The following is a 19,965-nucleotide window of genomic DNA, read 5'->3' as shown; positions in this document are numbered from 1 at the left end:
TTAAACTTTTTGTGATTCATATTATTTTCTACAGGATTACTGTTTAAAATTTTACGTTTAGCCCAACAGTAACTGTTTTCGCTTGCGGAACAGTATAGAAATCCAAGCCCCCGCTGATATTTCCCAGTGTGTTGGTATTTACTTCTGGGTCGCTGATATATTTGGTTTGGGTCCAAAGGTTATATCCTGCAAGGAAAATGCGGGCGCTATTCAATTTTACAGTAGATAAAACAGACTTAGGGAGATTGTATCCTAGTGTGAGCTGTTTTAAGCGGATATATGAACCATCGTATATCCATTGAGAAGAAGGGTATTGGTTACCATTTCCAAAGAAGTGGGAGAGTCTTGGTACATTGGTTACATCGCCTGGTTTCTGCCATCTGTTCATCTGATCAATGGTTTGGTTGTCATATCCACCACCAAAGCCAACAGATTGGTATTGGCCGGCCTGGTTGAAGATCTGATTGCCTTGAACAAAAGTGAAGAATATGCTTAGGTCAATTCCTTTATAGCTGAAAGTATTGGTGAAACCGCCTGTCCAGTCGGGGTTAGATTTACCCACCACCCCTCTGTCGGCCTGGGTGTAATCATTTGTTTTCTTACCGTCCTTGGTATAGTATAATGCATCTCCGTTACTTGGATCTACCCCTGCATAACGTTGCATATAGAATACACCGATAGGCTGGCCTTCAACCGCCCGCTGTACGCCGCTTTCAATGATTTGACCATTGATGGATTTTACGTTGTTTTTATTGTAAGCGAGATTCAAGGAGGTGGTCCAGGTAAATTGTTTAGTTTGGATATTCTTAGAATTCAGTAAGATTTCTATTCCTTTGTTTTCCATGGAACCTACGTTTCTGTATATAGAACCAAAGCCGCTTGATAGGGGTACGTTGGTTTTCAATAACAGGTCGGAGGTTTGTTTATTATAGTAATCAATTTCACCACTCAGGCGGTTGTCAAAAAATCCAAATTCCACACCCGCATCTGTCTGTGCTGTACTTTCCCAATGCAAGGAGGGATCGCCGAGTTGTGTAGGAGCAAAGCCTGGCAGCATGGGGTAGTTGGTTACACTTAGGAGGGTATAATAGTTATTTTCCCCGATCTCCGCATTACCGGTTTTACCGTAGCTAGCTCTGATCTTCAGTAAGTTCAATACTTTGCTTTTTTTGAGGAAATTTTCTTCCGTTAGTACCCAGCCTAATGAACCTGCTGGGAACCAACCATACCTGTTCTTAGGACCAAAGCGGGAGGACCCATCTGTACGGATACTGAAAGAAGCGAGGTATTTGCTCTTATAGTTATAATTTCCGCGGAGGAAGTAGGAAAGGAATGTATACCGTTGTTCGTTGGAGGACCCGCCAGTAATGGTTCCTGCGCCACCCAGGTTTTTCACTGCATCAGATGGGAAGTTCTCACCACTCACGGAATTACCCCTCTGGTCATTTTGTAGGTAGCTCATACCTAATACGGCAGACAGGTTATGGCTATCGTTGATATGTGGGGTAAACGTGAAGTAGTTATTGGTATTGAGGATCACATTTTGTGTGATATTATTGCCTCCTCTGCCGATACCGCCACCATCTTGGGTTTGCTTACCTTGATAGAAATCCTCGTTCAGGGCATAAATATCTGTACCCAACTCAGATCTAAAAGATAAGGATGGAATGAAATAATAATTCAGGAAGGCGTTGCCGATTGTACGGAAAGACACCTGTCTGTTATATTCATATTTCTTACTTATCAAACCATTATAATATAATGTATTAGGATTGGGGTTACCCAAGGAGTCATAAGGGCGTGAAATCGGCACCTGTGCTACCAATTGACCGGGTGTAGAAAATGCATTGTCATTGGAGATACGGTTCAGTTCTGAACGGGTAATGCCCATATTTACGCCGAAAGACAACTTTGAATTGGCGGTATGCTCCAGGTTTAAACGGGCCCCATATCGCTTGAATCTGTTTACAATTACGATGGCTTCCTGGTCCGAATAGGATCCGGAGGCAAAGTATTTTGTTTTCTCATTACCACCAGTTGCAGAAAGATCTATTTGGTTGGTGTGTGCCGTTTGTCGGAACTCTTCATCCTGCCAGTCAGTGTTTATGGCATTCGTGCGCCAGCCATTGCCTCCAGCGAGGGTAGTCATTCTCTTTTCTACACGATTTTTGTAATAATTGATAGCTGCTGCTTCTGTAGCGAAACCACTGATTTGGTGTGCAAAGTCATATTTACCATCGTTTACGGCCGTTTCTTCGATAAGCGTTACATACTGTTGCGCATCCAGGAATTTGCGTCTCATGGTTGGTTTAGCGATACTGCTATTAATATTCAGTTCGATCCTGGTTCCTTCGCCCACTTTTCCTTTTTTGGTAGTGATCAGCACCACCCCGTTGGCGGCCCTGGCACCATAGATGGCAGCAGCAGAAGCATCTTTTAATATTTCCACTGACTCAATATCATTTGGATTGATATCTACCAATGGGTTAGTAGGATCATTATCGGTGGTAGACATACTTGCCGACATAACAGGCATACCATCGATCACATATAACGGCTGGCTACTGGCAGATATGGAAGAAGTACCACGAATACGGATCTTCATGCCCTGGCCAAGTTTACCACTGCCTGATTCGATGACCACTCCCGGCGCTTTACCTTGTATGGAAGATTCAAAACTGGAGACGGGTTGGTTGGCTATTTCTTTAGCAGCGATTTTGGTGACTGAACCCGTAAGTTCTCTCTTGTTTTGGCTACCATATCCCACTACCACTACTTCAGAAATATCCTTGGTTCCATTTCCCAATGCAACGTTGATGGATTGTCTGCCACCAATTTCAATCTCTTGGTCGGCATAACCCAAGAAGGAAAATATCAAGGTAGTTGCATTGCCTGGAATGGAGAGTTCGTAATTACCGTTTACCTGGGTAATGGTACCGGTATTGGTGCCTTTGACTTTTACAGTAACACCTGGCAATTCATTGCCATTTTTTGAGTCTGTAACTTTACCGCTAATGCGCTTGGCTTGCGCGAACGAGAGGGCACTTATGAGCATAAGTGCGCTCATAATCGAGTAGAGACGGTGCATAACAATTTGATTTGGTTAATGAAAATGGTTATCAATAAAAAGTTGACCTTTTAAACAGTGGTTTTTAGTTAATAGAATGTTGGCTCATCAACGACTGGACTTTCCTCCAATCACTGATCAAAATGTTAGGTTAATCAGGTTTTAAAACAATTAAACAAGGGCACTTAATAGCTACATAGAAAATTTGGGTTAAAGGGGCTTCTTAGTAGTGGTCAAAAATTTAGCTAGTATGTATATTACCTTTTAAAAATATTATTCCCAATGTATTCTTTATGGTCGGGCTGAAAACAGCTTAAATGGTATTCGATTATTAAAATTGCAAAAAAGTTCTGCTGAAATATCACAGTAGGCAAGATTTAGGGCAGATGTATGTCAAATTGGATAGTGTTAGGAAGGTAAATTCATGAGGAGTAGGTATCCTAACTCCAATGCATATACTTTTTATTAAACATTTTCATAGCCAGAAGCCCATTGCAGGGAAATATAATTCCCCACAACAGGCTTCCAGTTGTTAGTAATGCAAGGGATTAACAAGGATAGACCAAAGACGTATTAACAGTTACCTTTGCAAATAACCGAATAAGCTATGCGATTCTTCAAATGGACCAGCCGTGAAAAATATTTTTTGTGGTGCGGATGGTACATTGCTTTCAATGCCCCATAAACCGTCAATAGTGATGGGGTGCGATAAAAAAATGATTGCATTTGACTATTCCCTCCTGATCCCAATAGGGACCAATACGGTAGTATGTGTAGTTTGGGATTAGATCAGGCTGTTGATTGATAAATTATTCGGCAGTCACACTTTGTTCAATATGTGGTTTAATATTTTGATTGACTCTAAACAAATTATGGGGATCGTATTGGTTTTTGATCGATACTAACCTACTGTAATTTTCACCATACGTTGCTTTCACGCGATCTTCTCCTTCATCCATCATAAAATTCACATAAGCGCCGCCAGCAGAATAAGGGTGTAGCGCTTCCCAATATTGTTTAGTCCAAGCGGTAATCTTTTCTTTATTTGCTGGGTCAGGATCCACACCAACGATCACCATTGCCCATAGCGCATCGCGGTAGCTCCAAGGGGTATCAGTATTACCAACCCGTGAAGCCGCGCCATTGATAGGGTAGAGGTGCATGGTAGAATGCATGGTAGGCATTTCATTACCAAATTTTATATGTGCAGCAATGGCATCATCACTTAATTCTCTTACAAAGTCGGCGCGCCAGTACCACTGTAATCCGGGAGGATATAAGCCATCAAACATACTTTGCAAAGCGGGTTGGGGTAGGGGACCTACAAAATCAACTACTGGAGTCTTGAAAGCCCGAATGGGCTTGAAGAATTCTTCCGCTTTTTCCATTGGTCCTGTATAAGTCCATACGATGCCACACATTTTTTTAAGATGTAGTTGCTCTGGAAATGGCGCTACTGGAGGAACAGTAAGAAAGGCAAAGAAGCCATTCAGGTCATCTGGTGCATCTTTTATCAGGTCATAATACCATTTCATCACTTCTTCAGCGTCACTTAATTCGTAAAACATAGGGCCACCATATACCATGGATACAGGATGCAGTTGGAAAGTAAAAGCAGTTACTACACCAAAATTTCCGCCGCCACCTCTTACAGCCCAGAATAAGTCTTGATTTTGATTGGCGTCTGCTACAACAAAACTTCCGTCTGCCAACACCATATCTACTGCTAACAGATTATCAATACTTAGCCCGTATTTACGGGTCAAATAACCAATGCCTCCTCCTGTTGTGAGGCCACCAACCCCTGTAGTAGAAATGATTCCGCTGGGTGTTGCCATTCCGAACACATGGGTGGCATGGTCAATATCTCCCCAGGTACATCCTGCACCTGCTACGATGGTTTTTGTCTTTAGATCAATGTGGGTATATTTCATCAAGGAAAGGTCAATCACCAATCCGTCTTCACAAATCCCTAAACCGCCGGCGTTGTGTCCGCCACTGCGAATAGAAAGTAGCAAATTATTTTCTCTTGCAAAATTTACTGACCGTATCACATCTGCCACATCCATACATTTGGCAATCATCCGGGGATGTTTGCTTATCATCGCATTATATACCTTGCGGGCGTTTTCATATCCGTCATCATTTGGCTCTATCAACCCACCTCTCAAACTGTCCTTAAATTCTTTAATAGTTGTCATAAGCTAAGTTTTTTAATTAAACTATGGACCTATTAAATGACATTTTTAAAACAAAGAAATGCTATAGAAAGTTACTGAAGCTGTGAAACATTTATGATGATCGTTGTCATGATCGGATACATTCCTTTTTAATAGACTCTACAGTTTAAAGGTTGTTAATCATTGGTTGTATCTGGTATTTGCAGGATGCCATGACTATTGAATTCCCATTTTGGTACCGCTAATACTTGATTTGGTGTAAATGAATTGTATACATCACACGCACACTGTAGTTTGAGCCTTCAAATAAATTGAAGTATGCGAAAATTACTCTCTTGTGCCCTGCTTTTAATGTGTACTACTGCATTACATGCACAAAAAACATTGTTTGATTCTGTCTTTACAATGGTAAAAGAACGATCTATATTTTCACAAAGTGCCAACTGGGATAGTATCGCTCCTAAAGTTTATCAGCGCTATCATGCAACTGCATCTGACAGTGTTGAAGCCATATTTCCTGCTTTCGGGTTATTGCTGAAAGAGCTCAAAGATATGCACAGTGGCATGTCCTACAAAGGCCAAGGGTATGGAAATCCAGATGCCTACGCATTTGTAAGGAGTAAGATCAGTAAGGAGATGAAGGATGCTTACAAAAAAGGTTACGGCGAATTACGTACAACTGTGCTAGATGGAAGATATGGCTATATTACTATACCGGAGACGTCCATCACGCCATCAGAAGACATGCAGGCGGCCTTTCGAGATATAACCGTATTTGCCCAGCATCTTTCCGACTCATTATGGATGCTGCAAAGTAAACCCTTGAAAGGGATTATCATTGATCTGCGATTGAACGGCGGCGGCAGTACCCCTGCTATGATAGGCGGAATAGCTTCGTTATTCGCTGATGGCGTTTGCTTTACCTTCTCAAAACTTGGTAATATCAAGGAGGAGATGATCTTTAAAAATGGTAATTTATTCTATGATACCATGCAGATAACTCGACTAAATGAATATAGCGTATCTCCGCGAAAGGTAAAAGTCGCGGTTCTGATAAGCGGTTTTACCGCTAGCGCTGGAGAGCATACGGCCATTGCATTGAAGGCTATTAAAAATACTCGTTTCTTCGGAAGTCCGACACGGGGACAGATAACAGGCAATGAGACTATTTTTTTAAGAAAAGATCTTACCTTAAGTTTGTCGAGCGCATGGGCTGAAGATGGCGTGGGAAAGAGGTATATGGTGGATGTTGTTCCTGATGAGGTAATTACCGATGGTGCTGATTTTGAGCATTTGAATAATGATAAGAGCGTTCAAGCCGCCATCAAGTGGTTTGGGAGCCGGAAATGAATGGAAAACTAAAATGTATTGTTAGTAATATGGCCGAGAAAGGAGTTGATTATCTTTTAAAAAAGCTGTTCAAAGATCAGAGAATTCCTTATTGGAAAATAGCCAGTTGCTTAGCAGTATTGCAGGTGATCATTAATGTCAAAACATATTATAGAAACAGTCGCTTAGAGGACCCGGAGCTACGGCTTCGGGTGCTCAACTGGCAATTCAGCGGGAGTTACATCCTTCAGCAATTTATATCGCTTGTATCAGTTTCATTTTTATGCTTTGTTACCTTCAATCTATACTACCAGTTATCCATTCAAAAAGCAAAGGTCATCGCTTTTATTGTCGCCATATTCCCATTGCTAGGATTGTTTTTCCTCATCGATCAGGGGATCAATTATTTTTTTTATCGGGAAACGTTTAATTTATTTTTTACAGACCCCATTGCATTTTTATCCGATAGCCTGTTGGGGGTAGCGATTATATCTGTGCTGACAATTCTACTCGTCAAAGTGGCCGTTTCAAATGATGTGAAGGCGCGGAACAAGCAACTAGAATTGGAAAATGCCAGGCTAGAGCTGGGAAAGAAAGATGCAGAATTCGAATTGTTGAAAGCCCAAGTAAATCCTCATTTTTTATTCAATTCACTCAATTATTTATATTCAAAATCACTGCCGCATTCAAATGAGCTGTCAGAAGGCATTCTGACGCTTTCAGAAATCATGAAGTATGCCTTTGATACCTCTCATGAACAAGGGGATGGCATGGTTTTCCTAAAAAATGAGGTGACTTATATAGAGAAGTTCTTGCAAATGAATTCACTCCGTTTTGGCGATCGATTTTATACCAATTTTGAAATGACGGGAAACTTAGGTGGGGAGAGGATTATACCGTTTGTTTTGATTACCGTTGTTGAAAATGCGGTGAAACATGCCGATGCTACCAATCCGCTCAAACCAATCCGAATGAAATTATGGATCAGCGAGACGCAACTGCACTTTAGCTGTGAGAATCAGAAAAAGCCTCGCAGTACAGGTATTCATTCCACTAAATTAGGTATTTCAAATATGCGAGGAAGACTTCAAATGACCTATGGTAGCAGTTATGATATGCAGATTGAAGAGACTTTGGAAACTTATCTTATTAAACTTACTATTCCTTTGAAATAATGGCCATTAAAGTTATTGTAATTGATGATGAACCTGCAGCGATTGACGTCATGAAATATTATATTGACATGACGCCATCACTGCAGTTGCTGGCAACATTTTCCGACAGTAGGGAAGCCATTCACTATTGTCGGCAGCACGAGATTGATTTAATGCTTTGTGATATAGAAATGCCATTATTGAATGGAATGGAAATAGCTGCAAATCAGAAAGGACAGACTGCCATCATTTTTACCACTGCTTACACCAATTACGCGGTGGAAGCTTTTAATCTAAATGTGGTGGATTACTTGGTAAAGCCAATCCGTTATGAAAGATTCTTGCAGGCGATCCATAAATTCCAGGAGCAAAACCCTATACAGGAAGCAGATCATTTTTTCGTAAAGACCGGCACAAAAGGGAATCTGGAAAGAATAAATATTTCTGACATCATTCAGATTGAAGGCGCAAAAAATTATGTCACCATTTATCATGGTACTATGAAAACAATGACACTCCTCAACCTCAAAGATCTGGAGTCCCGCTTATCGTGTAATGATTTTTGTCGCATTCAGAAATCCAGTATTGTATCCATTAAACATATTACCGGACTGAAAGGCGGTGCGGTTCTACTGTCGAATGGCATTCTAGTGCCGATTGGGCCTACTTATAAAGAGCAGGTGATCGGTCTGATCAATAGCAAGCTAATTAACTAAGTCGGGCAAGGGCTATCTATTGCGCATTTATTGGGTTAACAAAACCGCTCTGGGTTGAAAGGCCGTAGATCCATGGATGTAGGTAATCCCGTTACCAGTTCTGATACTAGTTTTCCGGTGGCTGCACCCAGGCTAATACCCAGCATAGAATGACCTGTAGCGATAGTAACGTTGGTATAGTGAGACAAATTACCGATGTAAGGCAGTCCGTCCGCACTGCAAGGACGATAGCCGTACCACACTTTTTCGGCAGGTGGCACTGGGATGTCGTAGGAGGGGAAATACTGTTTTACGGACTCCACTATTCCTTGTACCCTTTGCATACGGGGTGGTGTGTTCAACGGTGTGATCTCCATGGTACCACCAAAGCGAACCTTATTGCCATTCATGGGAGAGATGGCTACTCGGGCTTCGCTGAGAATGATGGAATGCCGCAGTTTATAGGGAGCATCTTCAAAGGTAATAGAATAGCCACGTCCGCCTACCATTGGTATGTTAAGGCCAAATCGTTGCGCTAGGGAGGCGCTCCATACGCCGGCAGCCAAAACAACATGATCAGCGTCTATTACCTCGCCGGAGGCCTTCACTGCTTTAATCGAATTTCCTGCTGTTACAAAATCGGTTACCTCACGGTGACGTATAAACTGAACGCCTGAGCGCTCCAGGTATCCACGGAGGTTATGCATCAGTTGATTGGGATAAAGCTGCGAGTCGCCAGGAAAATAAACGGCTCCTGCCGCCTCGATGGTAACGCCTGGTTCCATTTGGCTCAGCTCTTCTTTTCCAAGTATCTTGGCTTCAATACCCAGTGCCGTCGCTTTTTCTACTGTTTCGATGGCGTGATGTGCATGTTCGTCTGTTTTAAAAAGCTCCATCATACCAATGGGTTCGTAGGAGAAATCAATACCCGGCGTGGAGGTCCATTCTTCATAGAGTTGTTTACTCAGCAAGGATATATCCCGTAATGGTACGGCAGAACGTTCTACATGCGTTCGGGTGGCGCTTTTCATGAATTTCAAGCCCCAGTTTACCAAGTCCTTGTTCAGAGAAGGTTTTATATAAAAAGGGCTTTTGGCATTCAACATCCATTTTAGTCCTTGTCTTACAATACCCGGTGTAGCGAGTGGCACAAAGTGACTTGGACATATATAGCCTGCATTGCCGTAAGAGCATCCCTGTAGCATGTCTGAGCGGTCTACTACCGTTACGCTGCAACCTGCCTGTTGTAGGTAAAGCGCACTACTAAGCCCGATGATGCCGCCTCCAATAATGATTACTTTCATAGTCAGTTTATATTACCTGTAATCCATAAGCATATGGATCATCTTCCGGATCAATTGAAATCGTGTTATACCCATAAACCCTGGCCCATCCTTCAATACTAGGTCGGATGGCAGGGATGCCCCCTACGTTGGTTTCCTCCTCTATTCTACCAATAAAACGAGAGCCAATGATACTTTCATGGACAAATTCATCTCCTTTTTTCAACTTGCCTTTTGCATACCATTGTGCCATCCGGGCAGAAGTGCCGGTACCACAGGGAGAGCGGTCTATTGCCTTGTCGCCATAAAATACTGCATTCCGGGCGGTTGATGTTTTATCCAGTACCGCTCCTGTCCACAATACATGGGAGCAACCATTGATATGCGGATTATCTGGATGTACGAATGTGTGTTTTTCGTTTATTCGTTTCCGTAATTCCCTTGCCCATCCGATCAATTGAGACGCGGTGTAGTGTTCCATGCCAGGGAAATTTTCCTGTACATCTACAATGGCGTAAAAATTACCGCCGTAAGACACGTCTACCTTTAATAACCCTAGGTCTGGGCATTCCACTTCAATATCCGTTGCTGCCAAATAAGAAGCAACGTTGGTTAGTTTTACACTCTTTACTTTATTGCCTTCTTGTTTATAACTGATCTCCACTAGGCCGGCTGGTGCTTCCATTCTTACGATGCCTGGCGTTTTAGGCTTTATCAGTCCTTCTTCTAATGCGATGGTAATGGTACCGATTGTACCATGTCCACACATCGGTAAACAGCCACTCGTTTCGATGAATAGGACTGCTACATCGTTGATAGGATCATGAGGAGGGTATAACATACTACCACTCATCATATCATGACCACGAGGCTCAAACATCAGCCCCTTTCTGATCCAGTCATATTTCTCCAGGAAGTAGTTACGTTTTTCGCTCATATTGTTCCCCTCCAGCACTGGAGCGCCGCCAGCAACGAGTCTTACCGGATTACCGCAGGTATGTGCATCTATACAAAAAAAAGTATGTTTCACAGGTTGACTTTTTTGCAATGAATAATACAGGATGTGGTGGATAATTACCGGGTAAACGTGTTATCCACTAATCTCCATATACCACAAGGATTGTTTTGCTTTAATTCGTCTGGCAATAGGTCATCGCTAAACTGCTGGAAGCAGATAGGTCGCACCCAGCGACGGATAGCGGCGGTACCTACGGAGGTATAGCGAGCATCCGTTGTAGCTGGGTAAGGGCCGCCGTGCATCATGGCAGCACATACCTCTACGCCGGTAGGTGGATTGTTCAGAATGATGCGGCCCGCCAAGGATATTTGTAGCTCCACTACTTCTTGCCAGTTTGCCAAATCATTGGTGGTTGCCATAATGCTGGTGGTGAGTTGTCCTTTCAAACTTTTAAGCACCTGTAAGAGTTCTGCTTTGTCTTTACAAGCTACCAGCAAAGCATGCGGTCCAAAGACTTCCTCTTTCAGCGCTGGATTAGCCAGGAGAGCAGCTCCGGAGGTCAGTGCCAATGATGGACCTACCATGGTATCATCCACTATCTGAGCAGGATGTTCCAGCAAGCTAACCTCTTGTTGCGCTAGCATCTCACTACGCCCTTTTAGGAAGGCCTGGTGGATACCTGGGTGCAACATGCGTTGTGGCGATGTTTGCTCCATGGCTGCACCGAGCAGTTGCTGAAATTGGGTGAAAGCCTCGCTTTGCAAACCAATCAGCAAGCCAGGATTGGTGCAGAACTGTCCGGCTCCGAGGGTGATAGAAGTGGCGAAGGTGGTAGCTAGTTCTGTAGCCCTTGTTTGTAGCGCTTCTGGCAGCAAAACCACCGGGTTAACGCTTCCCATTTCCGCAAATACGGGGATGGGCGTTTCCCTTTGCGCAGCATATGCTACTAATGCTTTACCGCCTTGGAAAGAACCCGTAAAGCCCACGCTGGTAGTAGCGGGATGCATCACCAGTTCTTTGCCGATGTGATAATCGCCTGTTACGTGTTGCACAGTGTAGAGTGGCATGCCACTTTGCGTGATAGCCGCTTGTATCGCTTCAAATACCAACAGCGAGGTACGCTGGTGGGCAGGGTGTCCTTTGATGACTACCGAAGCACCAGCAGCCAATGCGCTGGCGGTATCGCCGCCGGCTGTTGAAAAAGCAAATGGGAAATTGCTGGCGCCAAACACCACTACAGGGCCCACTGGAATTAACATCTTCCGAATATTGGGCTTGGTATCAATGACTGCTTCTACCCAACTGCCTTCCTTTATCAGGTTAGCAAACATTTGTAGTTGATGGGTAGTACGACCAATTTCTCCATTTAACCTGGCGGCAGGAAGATTAGTTTCTTCTCCTGCCATCTGTACCAGCATATCCTTTCGTGCAACAATTTCCGCCGCGATCGTTTCGAGGAAAGCTGCCCGCTGTGCCGGTTTTATCCGTTTGTATTGTTCAAAGGCTTGAGAAGCCTGTTGCATTATAGTATCTACATGCATGCTGTCCATATTTTTGGATGGTTACAGGGAAAGATAATCCGGCAGGGAAGGGCGTTTTGCCAACGCGGTGTGGATGACCTGTAATACTTTTTCTCTTTCGGTCCCTGTCAGCAGTAATCTTGGAGCTCTCACATGTTCGCTACCCAGACCAGCTTCCGCCTCTGCCAGTTTAATGTACTGTACCAGCTTTGGATGGAGGTCTAGTTCCAGTAATGGTAGGAACCAGCGGTAGATATCCAATGCTTCTTTCATACGGCCAGCTTTTGCCAGTCGGTATACGGCTACTGTTTCTGCCGGGAAAGCCGCTACCAAGCCACCAACCCAACCGTGAGCGCCTAGCATCAATTCCTCGAGGGCGAGGGTGTCTACGCCACATAGAATTTTGAAGCGGTCGCCAAATCGATTGATCAAGCGGGTTACATTGGAAACATCGCGGGTCGATTCTTTTACCGCCTGGATATTGGGCAGCTCTTGCAGTTGTTCAAATATATCGAGCGTCACTTCAATCTTATAATCGACCGGATTATTATAGACCATAATCGGCAGAGGGGTGGCTTGGGCTATTGTCTTAAACCAGGTGGTCGTTTCCCTTTCATCTGTTTTGTAACGCATAGGCGGGAGGAGCATCAAACCTTGGGCGCCCCATTGTTGGGCCAGGTTGGCTTGTGTGATGGCTTCCTGGGTGGAGCCTTCCGCGATGTTCAAGACAACCGGGATTTTACCCGCTACTTTTTCGACGGTGAACTTGGTGAGTGTTTCTTTTTCCGCAGTGGTGAGTGTGCTGGCTTCTCCCAGTGACCCGCCGAGTACAATACCGTCGATCCCTGCTGCCAGTTGCGCTTGCAGATTTCTTTCAAACAATGACAGATCCAATTCGTCTGTAGCAGTAAATTTAGTAGTGATGGCGGGAAATATCCCTTTCCAATCGATAGCCGACATATGCAATAGTTTTTTTCAAAAGTATTCCAATCAACATCAGTCCACCTACCCGATTGTAATCAATTGTAACCTGATATTAACCAGTTTTGCCTTTATGGGAGAAAATTTGCCCGGAGTAGCAATTTTTTAACCTATTAATTAGTATTATGCGGTCATTTCCGGTCAATATTTGTAATATTTATGGGTAGTGAGATCGTGTCTCCCTATAATATCAACCATCAGCATCATGAAAGTTTTACAATTTACCGTACCAGTAGCGTTAGATAAATCTATCATCGTACAGCAAGATGTGCTACCATACTTTTACCCTCATCTGCATCGGCACCAGGAAGTGCAGCTTAGCTGGATTCAACAAGGGGAAGGCACATTGGTAGCGGATAATAATATGCATACCTTTCGCTCGAATGAAATTTTCTGGTTGGGGGCCAACCAGCCTCATATCTTTAAAAGTGACCCTGGATATTTTTTGCCGAGAAGTCGGAAAAAGATCATGGCCTTGGTCATCTTCTTTAATCCCGAAGGTGCTTTGTCAGCTTTTTTTAATCTGCCGGAAATCAAGCAGTTAAAGAATTTCATACAGCAACGTCAGGGAGGTTTTAAAGTACCTGCCTCACAAACTACTGCAATATCCGGACAGATGCTGCGTATCAGCAACAGTACTGGCGTAGAACAGTTGATGCATTTTGTGGAACTCCTACGGTTATTAGCTAGTTGCCCGGATATTACCCCGCTGGCATCTGGTAGTAACAAAGTAACAGTGAGCGATCATGATGGTATCCGTATCGGCAATATCTACAATTACATCATGCAACATTATGATAAGGCGATTACCCTGGAAGATGCCGCCAGTCAGGTCCACATGACTCCTCATGCTTTCTGTCGGTTCTTCAAAAAACATACTTTACACACCTTTGTGTCCTTTCTCAATGAAGTAAGGATTAATGAGGCATGTAAAAAACTGACAGATGGTAATTATGATAATATTGCTACTGTTGCGTATACCTGCGGATTCAATAGTATTACCAATTTTAACCGGGTGTTTAAAAGCGTTACGGGAAAATCGCCGAGTCAATATCTTAATAGTTATTTTGAGAATCCCGCGCTGGGTAATAAATAGGAGGAACCCATCAGCGGTCATAAGGCGCTGATGGGTTACATGGCTGTTTCTATATCTAATTGCTAAAGCATCGTATTGGGCGAAACGTAATTACTAATAGTGAACAAGCCACTTTCTTTGATGCCTTTGAATCCACCCGTCACATTCACCAGATTGGTATATCCACGCGATCTCAGGATAGAACTGAAAATCATGGAGCGGTATCCACCTACACAGTGTACAAAATAGGTGGTGTTCTTGTTGATCTCACTCAGATGATCATTTATATAATCCAGTGGTATATTAATGGCATCCATTAGGTGCTCGGACATATGTTCGCTGGATCTGCGTACATCCATGATGACCGCCTCTTTGTTTGTTTTTATTTCCTCGGCAAGTGCTGTGGCATTGATAACAGGAATATTGTCTGTTTCTTTCCCCGCTATTTTCCAACTGTTGAAACCACCTTCCAAGAAGCCAATCGTATGATCATACCCTACACGCGCCAATCTGATAACCACTTCTGCTTCGCGGCCTGCATCGCAAATGAACAAAATAGGTTGTGTGATATCAGGCACCAGTGTACCTACCCAAGGCGCAAAGCTACCGTTGAGACCAATATTGATCGCATTGGGAATGAACGCTTGTGCGAATACCTCTGGATCACGGGTATCGAGTATGATAGCACCAGTGGCATTGGCCGCCTCTTCAAAAGCGTCAGCCGTAAGGGATTGTAAGCCATTTTTCAGGACGTTATCGATGCTTTCATATCCGTGAATATTCATCATAACGTTTAATGGGAAATAAGCAGGTGGCGGCATCAAACCGGTTGTTACTTCTTTGATGAAAGTCTCTTTGGATATGGGTTGTAAAGCATAGTTCACTGCTTTCTGATGACCCAGCGTATCCGTTCTCTCTGCACTCATATTTTTACCACAAGCAGATCCGGAGCCATGTGCCGGATATACAATGATATCATCGGCAAGTGGCATGATTTTATGATGTAGCGACTCATACAGATGCCCTGCCAGCTTTTCTTGTGTGAGATCACTGTTTATTTTCTGCGCCAGGTCTGGACGACCTACATCGCCAATAAAAAGCGTATCCCCAGAGAATAATCCGATGTCCTTTCCATCTGCATTTTTCAATAATAAACAGATGCTTTCCATGGTATGACCAGGAGTATGTAGGACGATGATACGGAGATCTCCTACAATAAATTCCTCGTTATCTTTGGCAATATATGCTTTGAAATCAGGTTGAGCGGTAGGTCCATATATAATAGTGGCGCCTGTTTTACTGGCCAGGTCTATGTGACCACTTACGAAGTCAGCGTGAAAATGGGTTTCAAAAATATATTTAATCTTTGCGCCGTCTTTTTCAGCTCGGTGGATATATGGTGCAGTTTCTCTTAATGGGTCTATGATGGCAGCCTCGCCTTGGCTTTCAATATAGTAGGCGCCTTGAGATAAGCAGCCTGTATAAATCTGTTCTATTTGCATGATTGAAAGAAATATTATACAGCGAAGTTGCCATACATTCCTAATTTAAAAGGTGATATTTGTCACCTTGAAACCTTTATTTTATCATGCAATTGTATTTTATGCCATACTGTCCACAAATTCAGTAGGTGTCTTACCAAAATGTTTCTTGAACTCCTTGCTGAAATATTTACGGTCGCTGAAACCCACCATGTAAGCCACTTCTGAGATAGTATATCGTTTTGTTTTTAGTAGCTCCGTGGCTTTGCGGAAACGTACTGCTTTGATGAAATCATTTACAGACATTCCCGTGAGCGCATCGAGTTTTTTATAGAGCACTGGATGACTCATGTTCACCTGCTGGGATAGCATGGCGACGCCAAACTCCGGCTCGTCTATATTCTCTTCAATGATGCCCACCACCTTTTGCAGAAACTCATCTTCCAAGGGCAATGGCACCGGGATATCCACAATTGGCACTGTTTCAGGAGGAAATACCAGTTGTTGCTTTACCCATTCTTGCATGCGGCTGCGCAATTGTAACAGGTTGTGGAGGTGTAGTTGTAAGACCTGTATGCTAAATGGTTTCGTGAGATAAATGTCTGCGCCCATTCTCAGCCCACTAATATGATTGGCTTGGGTAGACATTGCGGTGAGCAAGATAATGGGGATATGACTGGTAGCCGTGTTGGATTTGAGCTGTTCGCATAAGGTATAACCATCCATTTCAGGCATCATTACATCGCTGATGATGATGTCGGGAAGCAGGCTGTTGGCCATTTCCAGGCCCTGCCGTCCGTTTACGCTTTCAATGATCCGGTAACCGGTGAGCGACTGCCGGATGAAGGCACGTATCTCGGCATTATCTTCTACCAGCAGAATGGTGCAGGAACTATTTTCCGTGGTGGATACTGGGCTGAGGGGGCTCGCAGGCATCATGGGGGTTAATAGGGTAGGACTGAACTCTTGTGTGGCCTCACTCACCCAAGCCGCCGGGAAATGGGCATGGCCTTTTAATAGCGTTACTTTGAAAACCGTTTTTTCGCCACTGGATGCACTGATAGTACCTCGGTGTGTTTCAATAATGCTCTTGGCCAGCGCCAGACCTATGCCATAACCGGTATTCTTAGACTGGTCGCCTTCCTGGAAATAATTACTAAACAGCTTATGGAGATTTTCAGGAGCAATACCTTTACCATTATCAGTTATAGTGATGACAACTGTATCATGTTGCTCTTCCACTGCGATACTGATATGACCGCCCACTGGCGTGAATTTGAAGGCGTTCGACAAGAGATTGTAACAGACCTTTTCCAATTGCACAGGATCGAAATATAACTGAATATTATCCGCAGCGCCAATGAAATCCATGCTGATATTTTTGGAAACAGACAGTTCGTAGAAGGTGTCGTAAATATGTCGGAGAAAGGCCACCACATTGCCTGGAGCTATATGTAACTGGAGATGACCAGTTTCGGCCTTCCGGAAATCCATTAGCTCGGTAACGAGTTGCAACAGACTATCGGCATTGGTTTTAATGGTATGCAACTGTCGCTGCGTGTGTTCGTTGCCGTTAGTATTGTGTACCAGCTCATCTACCGGACCGTTGATGAGCGACAAATGTGTTCTGATCTCATGCCCGATATTGGTAAAGAAAGACAGTTTGAAGCGAGTGAGTTCCTGGTCTTTCTTTAGCAGTGCCTGCAATAGAAAATACCGTACAATAAAAAAGGTAAGCGTAGCTGCCAGCAGTATGTATAACAGGTATGCCCACACGGTTTTCCAAAAAGGCGGGCGTACTTGCAGGTGCAACATCGCTTCACTGCTCCATACGCCATCATTGTTGGTGCCCTTTACCAGGAAAGTATAGCTGCCAGGCGGCAGATTCATATAGGTAGCAGTAGGGGTAGACGTATAGTTCCAGTTGTCATCGAAGCCTTTCAGCTTATAGGCATAACGGTTTTTGTTGGGTCGGATATAATTCAGTGCGGCAAATTCCAACGTGAACGCATTCTGCTTATAAGAGAAGGTGATGTGATCCGTGAGACTGATATCTCGCTGTAATAGCCCATCAGGGCCACCGGCGCTCACAGGCTGGTTAAATACCCTGAGTTTCGTTATTACAATGGGTGGAGCCCAGTTGTTACTTTCTATCTGTGAAGGATAGAAACTGGTGAGGCCATTGAATCCGCCGAAAAGCATTTCCCCGTTGCTAGTACGCAGGCAAGAATTGACATTGAAGGTATTGCCACGGAGGCCATCGCTTTTATAGTAGCTTTTGAACTCTTTATTATCGGTGTTGAAGCGCGAAAGGCCGTTGCTGGTGCTAATCCACAGGTGATGGCCTTCTCCGAGAATAGCTACCACATTATTGTTGCAGAGACCGTTCTTTTCTGTATAGGTGGTAATGCTGTCTGGGTGCACTTGGGCCAGTCCTTCGTAATAAAACCCCGCCCAAACATTGCCATGCTCATCTTCATACAGGCAATTGATATCATTCCCCGGTAATCCTTGTTGATGGGTCCAGGTATGTAATTTTTTATGAAGAGGGTCGATGCGGTATAATCCGTCTGTAGTGCCAATCCAGATGTTGTGATCATGTGTTTGTAACAGGGCTTTCACTGCCTTCTGACCGATTTGCTGCTGAAAGGGGAAGGAGAGTGCTTGTTGCAATTTTGTCCCGTTCTTTTTGTAGATCAGCAGGCCGTTCTGGGTACCGATCCAGAAATTGTTGTCGTCATCTTCCAATAGTGACACTATTTCGGAGCTGAGCGTAAGCGGATCATTTTCTTTGTAGAGTATTCTTTCAAACTGCTGTTGGCGGGGGAGAAATAAGTTGAGACCACCGCCGTGAGTGCCCACCCATATATTGCCTTCCCGATCCCCATAGATCACCTTGATGAGATTAGAACCGAGAGAAGACGGCACATCCAACTGCTGTCGGTAGAGGGTTACTTGGTCCTGGTTTCGGTCGAGGAAGTTGAGGCCATTGCCTTCGGTACCTACCCATAGGTTGTGATGACCATCTTCCCAGAGGGCGCTGACCACATTATTATTGATGCCCGGATGGTATTTGCCGGCCTGGAAAGCATGGAACGCAGCGCCATAAGGGGCCACGCTGTTAATGCCACCCCAATAGGTGCCAATCCATACCGTGGACTGGCGGTCGATATAAATACTATAGATAGAATTATGACTAAGGCTGTTTTTATCTTCTGGATCGTGCCGATAATGCGTGAATTGCTGCTGTGCAGGGGCTAAGAGGCTAAGGCCACCCAGGGTACCAATCCAGATATTGCCGGTGCTATCACATTGCATGATGCGGATATTGTTGTTCACCGGTCCGGAAACGCCCGCTGATTCTGTAAAACGGCTGAAGGTACTATTCTCGCGGTGGAAGAGATTAACCCCGCCGTGCAAAGTGCCTACCCAGAGTCGTTGGGTATTATCTTCCGTCATACAGGTGACATAATCATCACTCAAACTGTTGGGCGCATTGGTATGATGGTAGGTATGGAAGCGATGATCAGTTGTCATGGAGGTGAGGCCCGCAGAAGTACCCAACCAATATAGGCCGGTATGGTCCTGGAAGATGGTGCGCATGCTGATACCGCCCAGGCCTGCAATGGAATCCGGCAGGGGGACGGGCGTAAACGTATCGGCAGTCTGCAGCCGGAAAAGACCAGTGGCTGCCCATACCCAAATCGTCCCTGCCCGATCTTCATACAAGTAACTGATAGCGCCGGTGACAGATGCCCTTTTAAAATTGTCCATTTCGGGACAATAGCGGTTCAGGCCATCGCGGGTACCTATCCAGAGATGCTGGTGGCGGTCTTGGAGGATACAGGTAATATAATTGGAGGACAGACTAGTGCTATCCGTAGGCAGATGACGATATATTTTAAATCCCCGGGTATCATATTTATTAAGCCCATTTTGGGTGCCATACCACATAAATCCCCGGCTATCCTGACAAATGGATAGCACCGCATTCTGCGAGAGGCCATTCTCAGTGGTCAGGTTGTCGAAGAGAATATGTTGTGCCACCGACACATGACATATAAGGCATAGCCAGATGAAAAATAGAATGCGTGACATCTTCGTGGAAACAGTTGGTATAATATTATGATTTTACCCCTAAAAAAAGCGCGCTGTTTCTAAAATTACCCCTATTTACTTAAAATTTTACCCCTGCCTTCCCTGTAAATACAGGGATTTTTGAATACAGCAAATCTTAGCTGT

Annotated in this window: 12 protein-coding genes; 4 read left to right on the top strand and 8 right to left on the bottom strand. The window is 44.1% G+C overall.

All coding sequences use genetic code 11. The features are described from left to right. Positions 1-43 precede the first annotated feature (43 nt). Both JO154_RS25840 and JO154_RS25835 read right to left on the bottom strand, forming a co-directional pair. Complete coding sequence (locus JO154_RS25840; RefSeq protein WP_291951959.1) at positions 44-3,088, bottom strand: TonB-dependent receptor; 3,045 nt, start codon at positions 3,086-3,088, stop codon at positions 44-46. A 788-nt stretch (positions 3,089-3,876) separates the two neighbouring features. Then, on the bottom strand, positions 3,877-5,268 hold the full coding sequence (locus JO154_RS25835; protein ID WP_291951957.1) for an FAD-binding oxidoreductase: 1,392 nt from the start codon (positions 5,266-5,268) through the stop codon (positions 3,877-3,879). 297 nt (positions 5,269-5,565) lie between these two features. On the opposite strand from JO154_RS25835, the gene JO154_RS25830 reads away from it, so the two are divergent. The 3 genes from JO154_RS25830 to JO154_RS25820 are packed head-to-tail and all read left to right on the top strand — an operon-like array spanning position 5,566 to position 8,446. Continuing rightward, positions 5,566-6,597 (top strand): S41 family peptidase, encoded by a 1,032-nt coding sequence (locus JO154_RS25830; protein ID WP_291951955.1) that lies wholly within the window; start codon positions 5,566-5,568, stop codon positions 6,595-6,597. Between the two features lie 29 nt (positions 6,598-6,626). Next, the gene (locus JO154_RS25825) at positions 6,627-7,751 is read left to right on the top strand and encodes a sensor histidine kinase (protein WP_291951953.1); all 1,125 of its coding nucleotides are present in this window, start codon (positions 6,627-6,629) and stop codon (positions 7,749-7,751) included. Then, entirely contained in the window at positions 7,751-8,446 is a 696-nt protein-coding gene (locus JO154_RS25820; protein WP_291951951.1) for a LytTR family DNA-binding domain-containing protein, read from the top strand. The genes JO154_RS25825 and JO154_RS25820 overlap by 1 nt, the downstream gene beginning before the upstream one ends. A gap of 35 nt (positions 8,447-8,481) precedes the next feature. On the opposite strand, the gene JO154_RS25815 is transcribed toward JO154_RS25820, so the two are convergent. From JO154_RS25815 to JO154_RS25800, 4 genes are read right to left on the bottom strand one after another with little or no spacing between them, the layout of a single operon-like run. Then, on the bottom strand, positions 8,482-9,729 hold the full coding sequence (locus tag JO154_RS25815) for an FAD-dependent oxidoreductase (RefSeq protein ID WP_291951946.1): 1,248 nt from the start codon (positions 9,727-9,729) through the stop codon (positions 8,482-8,484). A 7-nt stretch (positions 9,730-9,736) separates the two neighbouring features. After that, positions 9,737-10,738, bottom strand: a complete 1,002-nt coding sequence (locus JO154_RS25810) for a 4-hydroxyproline epimerase (RefSeq protein WP_291951942.1) — start codon at positions 10,736-10,738, stop codon at positions 9,737-9,739. A gap of 44 nt (positions 10,739-10,782) precedes the next feature. Continuing rightward, positions 10,783-12,207, bottom strand: a complete 1,425-nt coding sequence (locus tag JO154_RS25805; RefSeq protein ID WP_291951939.1) for an aldehyde dehydrogenase (NADP(+)) — start codon at positions 12,205-12,207, stop codon at positions 10,783-10,785. A gap of 21 nt (positions 12,208-12,228) precedes the next feature. Beyond that, positions 12,229-13,146, bottom strand: a complete 918-nt coding sequence (locus JO154_RS25800; protein ID WP_291951936.1) for a dihydrodipicolinate synthase family protein — start codon at positions 13,144-13,146, stop codon at positions 12,229-12,231. Between the two features lie 226 nt (positions 13,147-13,372). Here JO154_RS25800 and JO154_RS25795 point away from each other — a divergent pair, with 226 nt between their 5' ends. Beyond that, positions 13,373-14,263, top strand: a complete 891-nt coding sequence (locus JO154_RS25795) for an AraC family transcriptional regulator (protein ID WP_291951933.1) — start codon at positions 13,373-13,375, stop codon at positions 14,261-14,263. Positions 14,264-14,325: 62 nt separating this feature from the next. On the opposite strand, the gene JO154_RS25790 is transcribed toward JO154_RS25795, so the two are convergent. Then, on the bottom strand, positions 14,326-15,744 hold the full coding sequence (locus JO154_RS25790; protein WP_291951929.1) for an MBL fold metallo-hydrolase: 1,419 nt from the start codon (positions 15,742-15,744) through the stop codon (positions 14,326-14,328). A gap of 99 nt (positions 15,745-15,843) precedes the next feature. Beyond that, complete coding sequence (locus JO154_RS25785) at positions 15,844-19,821, bottom strand: hybrid sensor histidine kinase/response regulator transcription factor (RefSeq protein WP_291951926.1); 3,978 nt, start codon at positions 19,819-19,821, stop codon at positions 15,844-15,846. Positions 19,822-19,965: the final 144 nt, after the last annotated feature.

Source organism: Chitinophaga sp. (genome assembly GCF_019236475.1).
GTDB lineage: Bacteria > Bacteroidota > Bacteroidia > Chitinophagales > Chitinophagaceae > Chitinophaga.
This window is presented reverse-complemented; position numbering and strand designations above follow the sequence as displayed.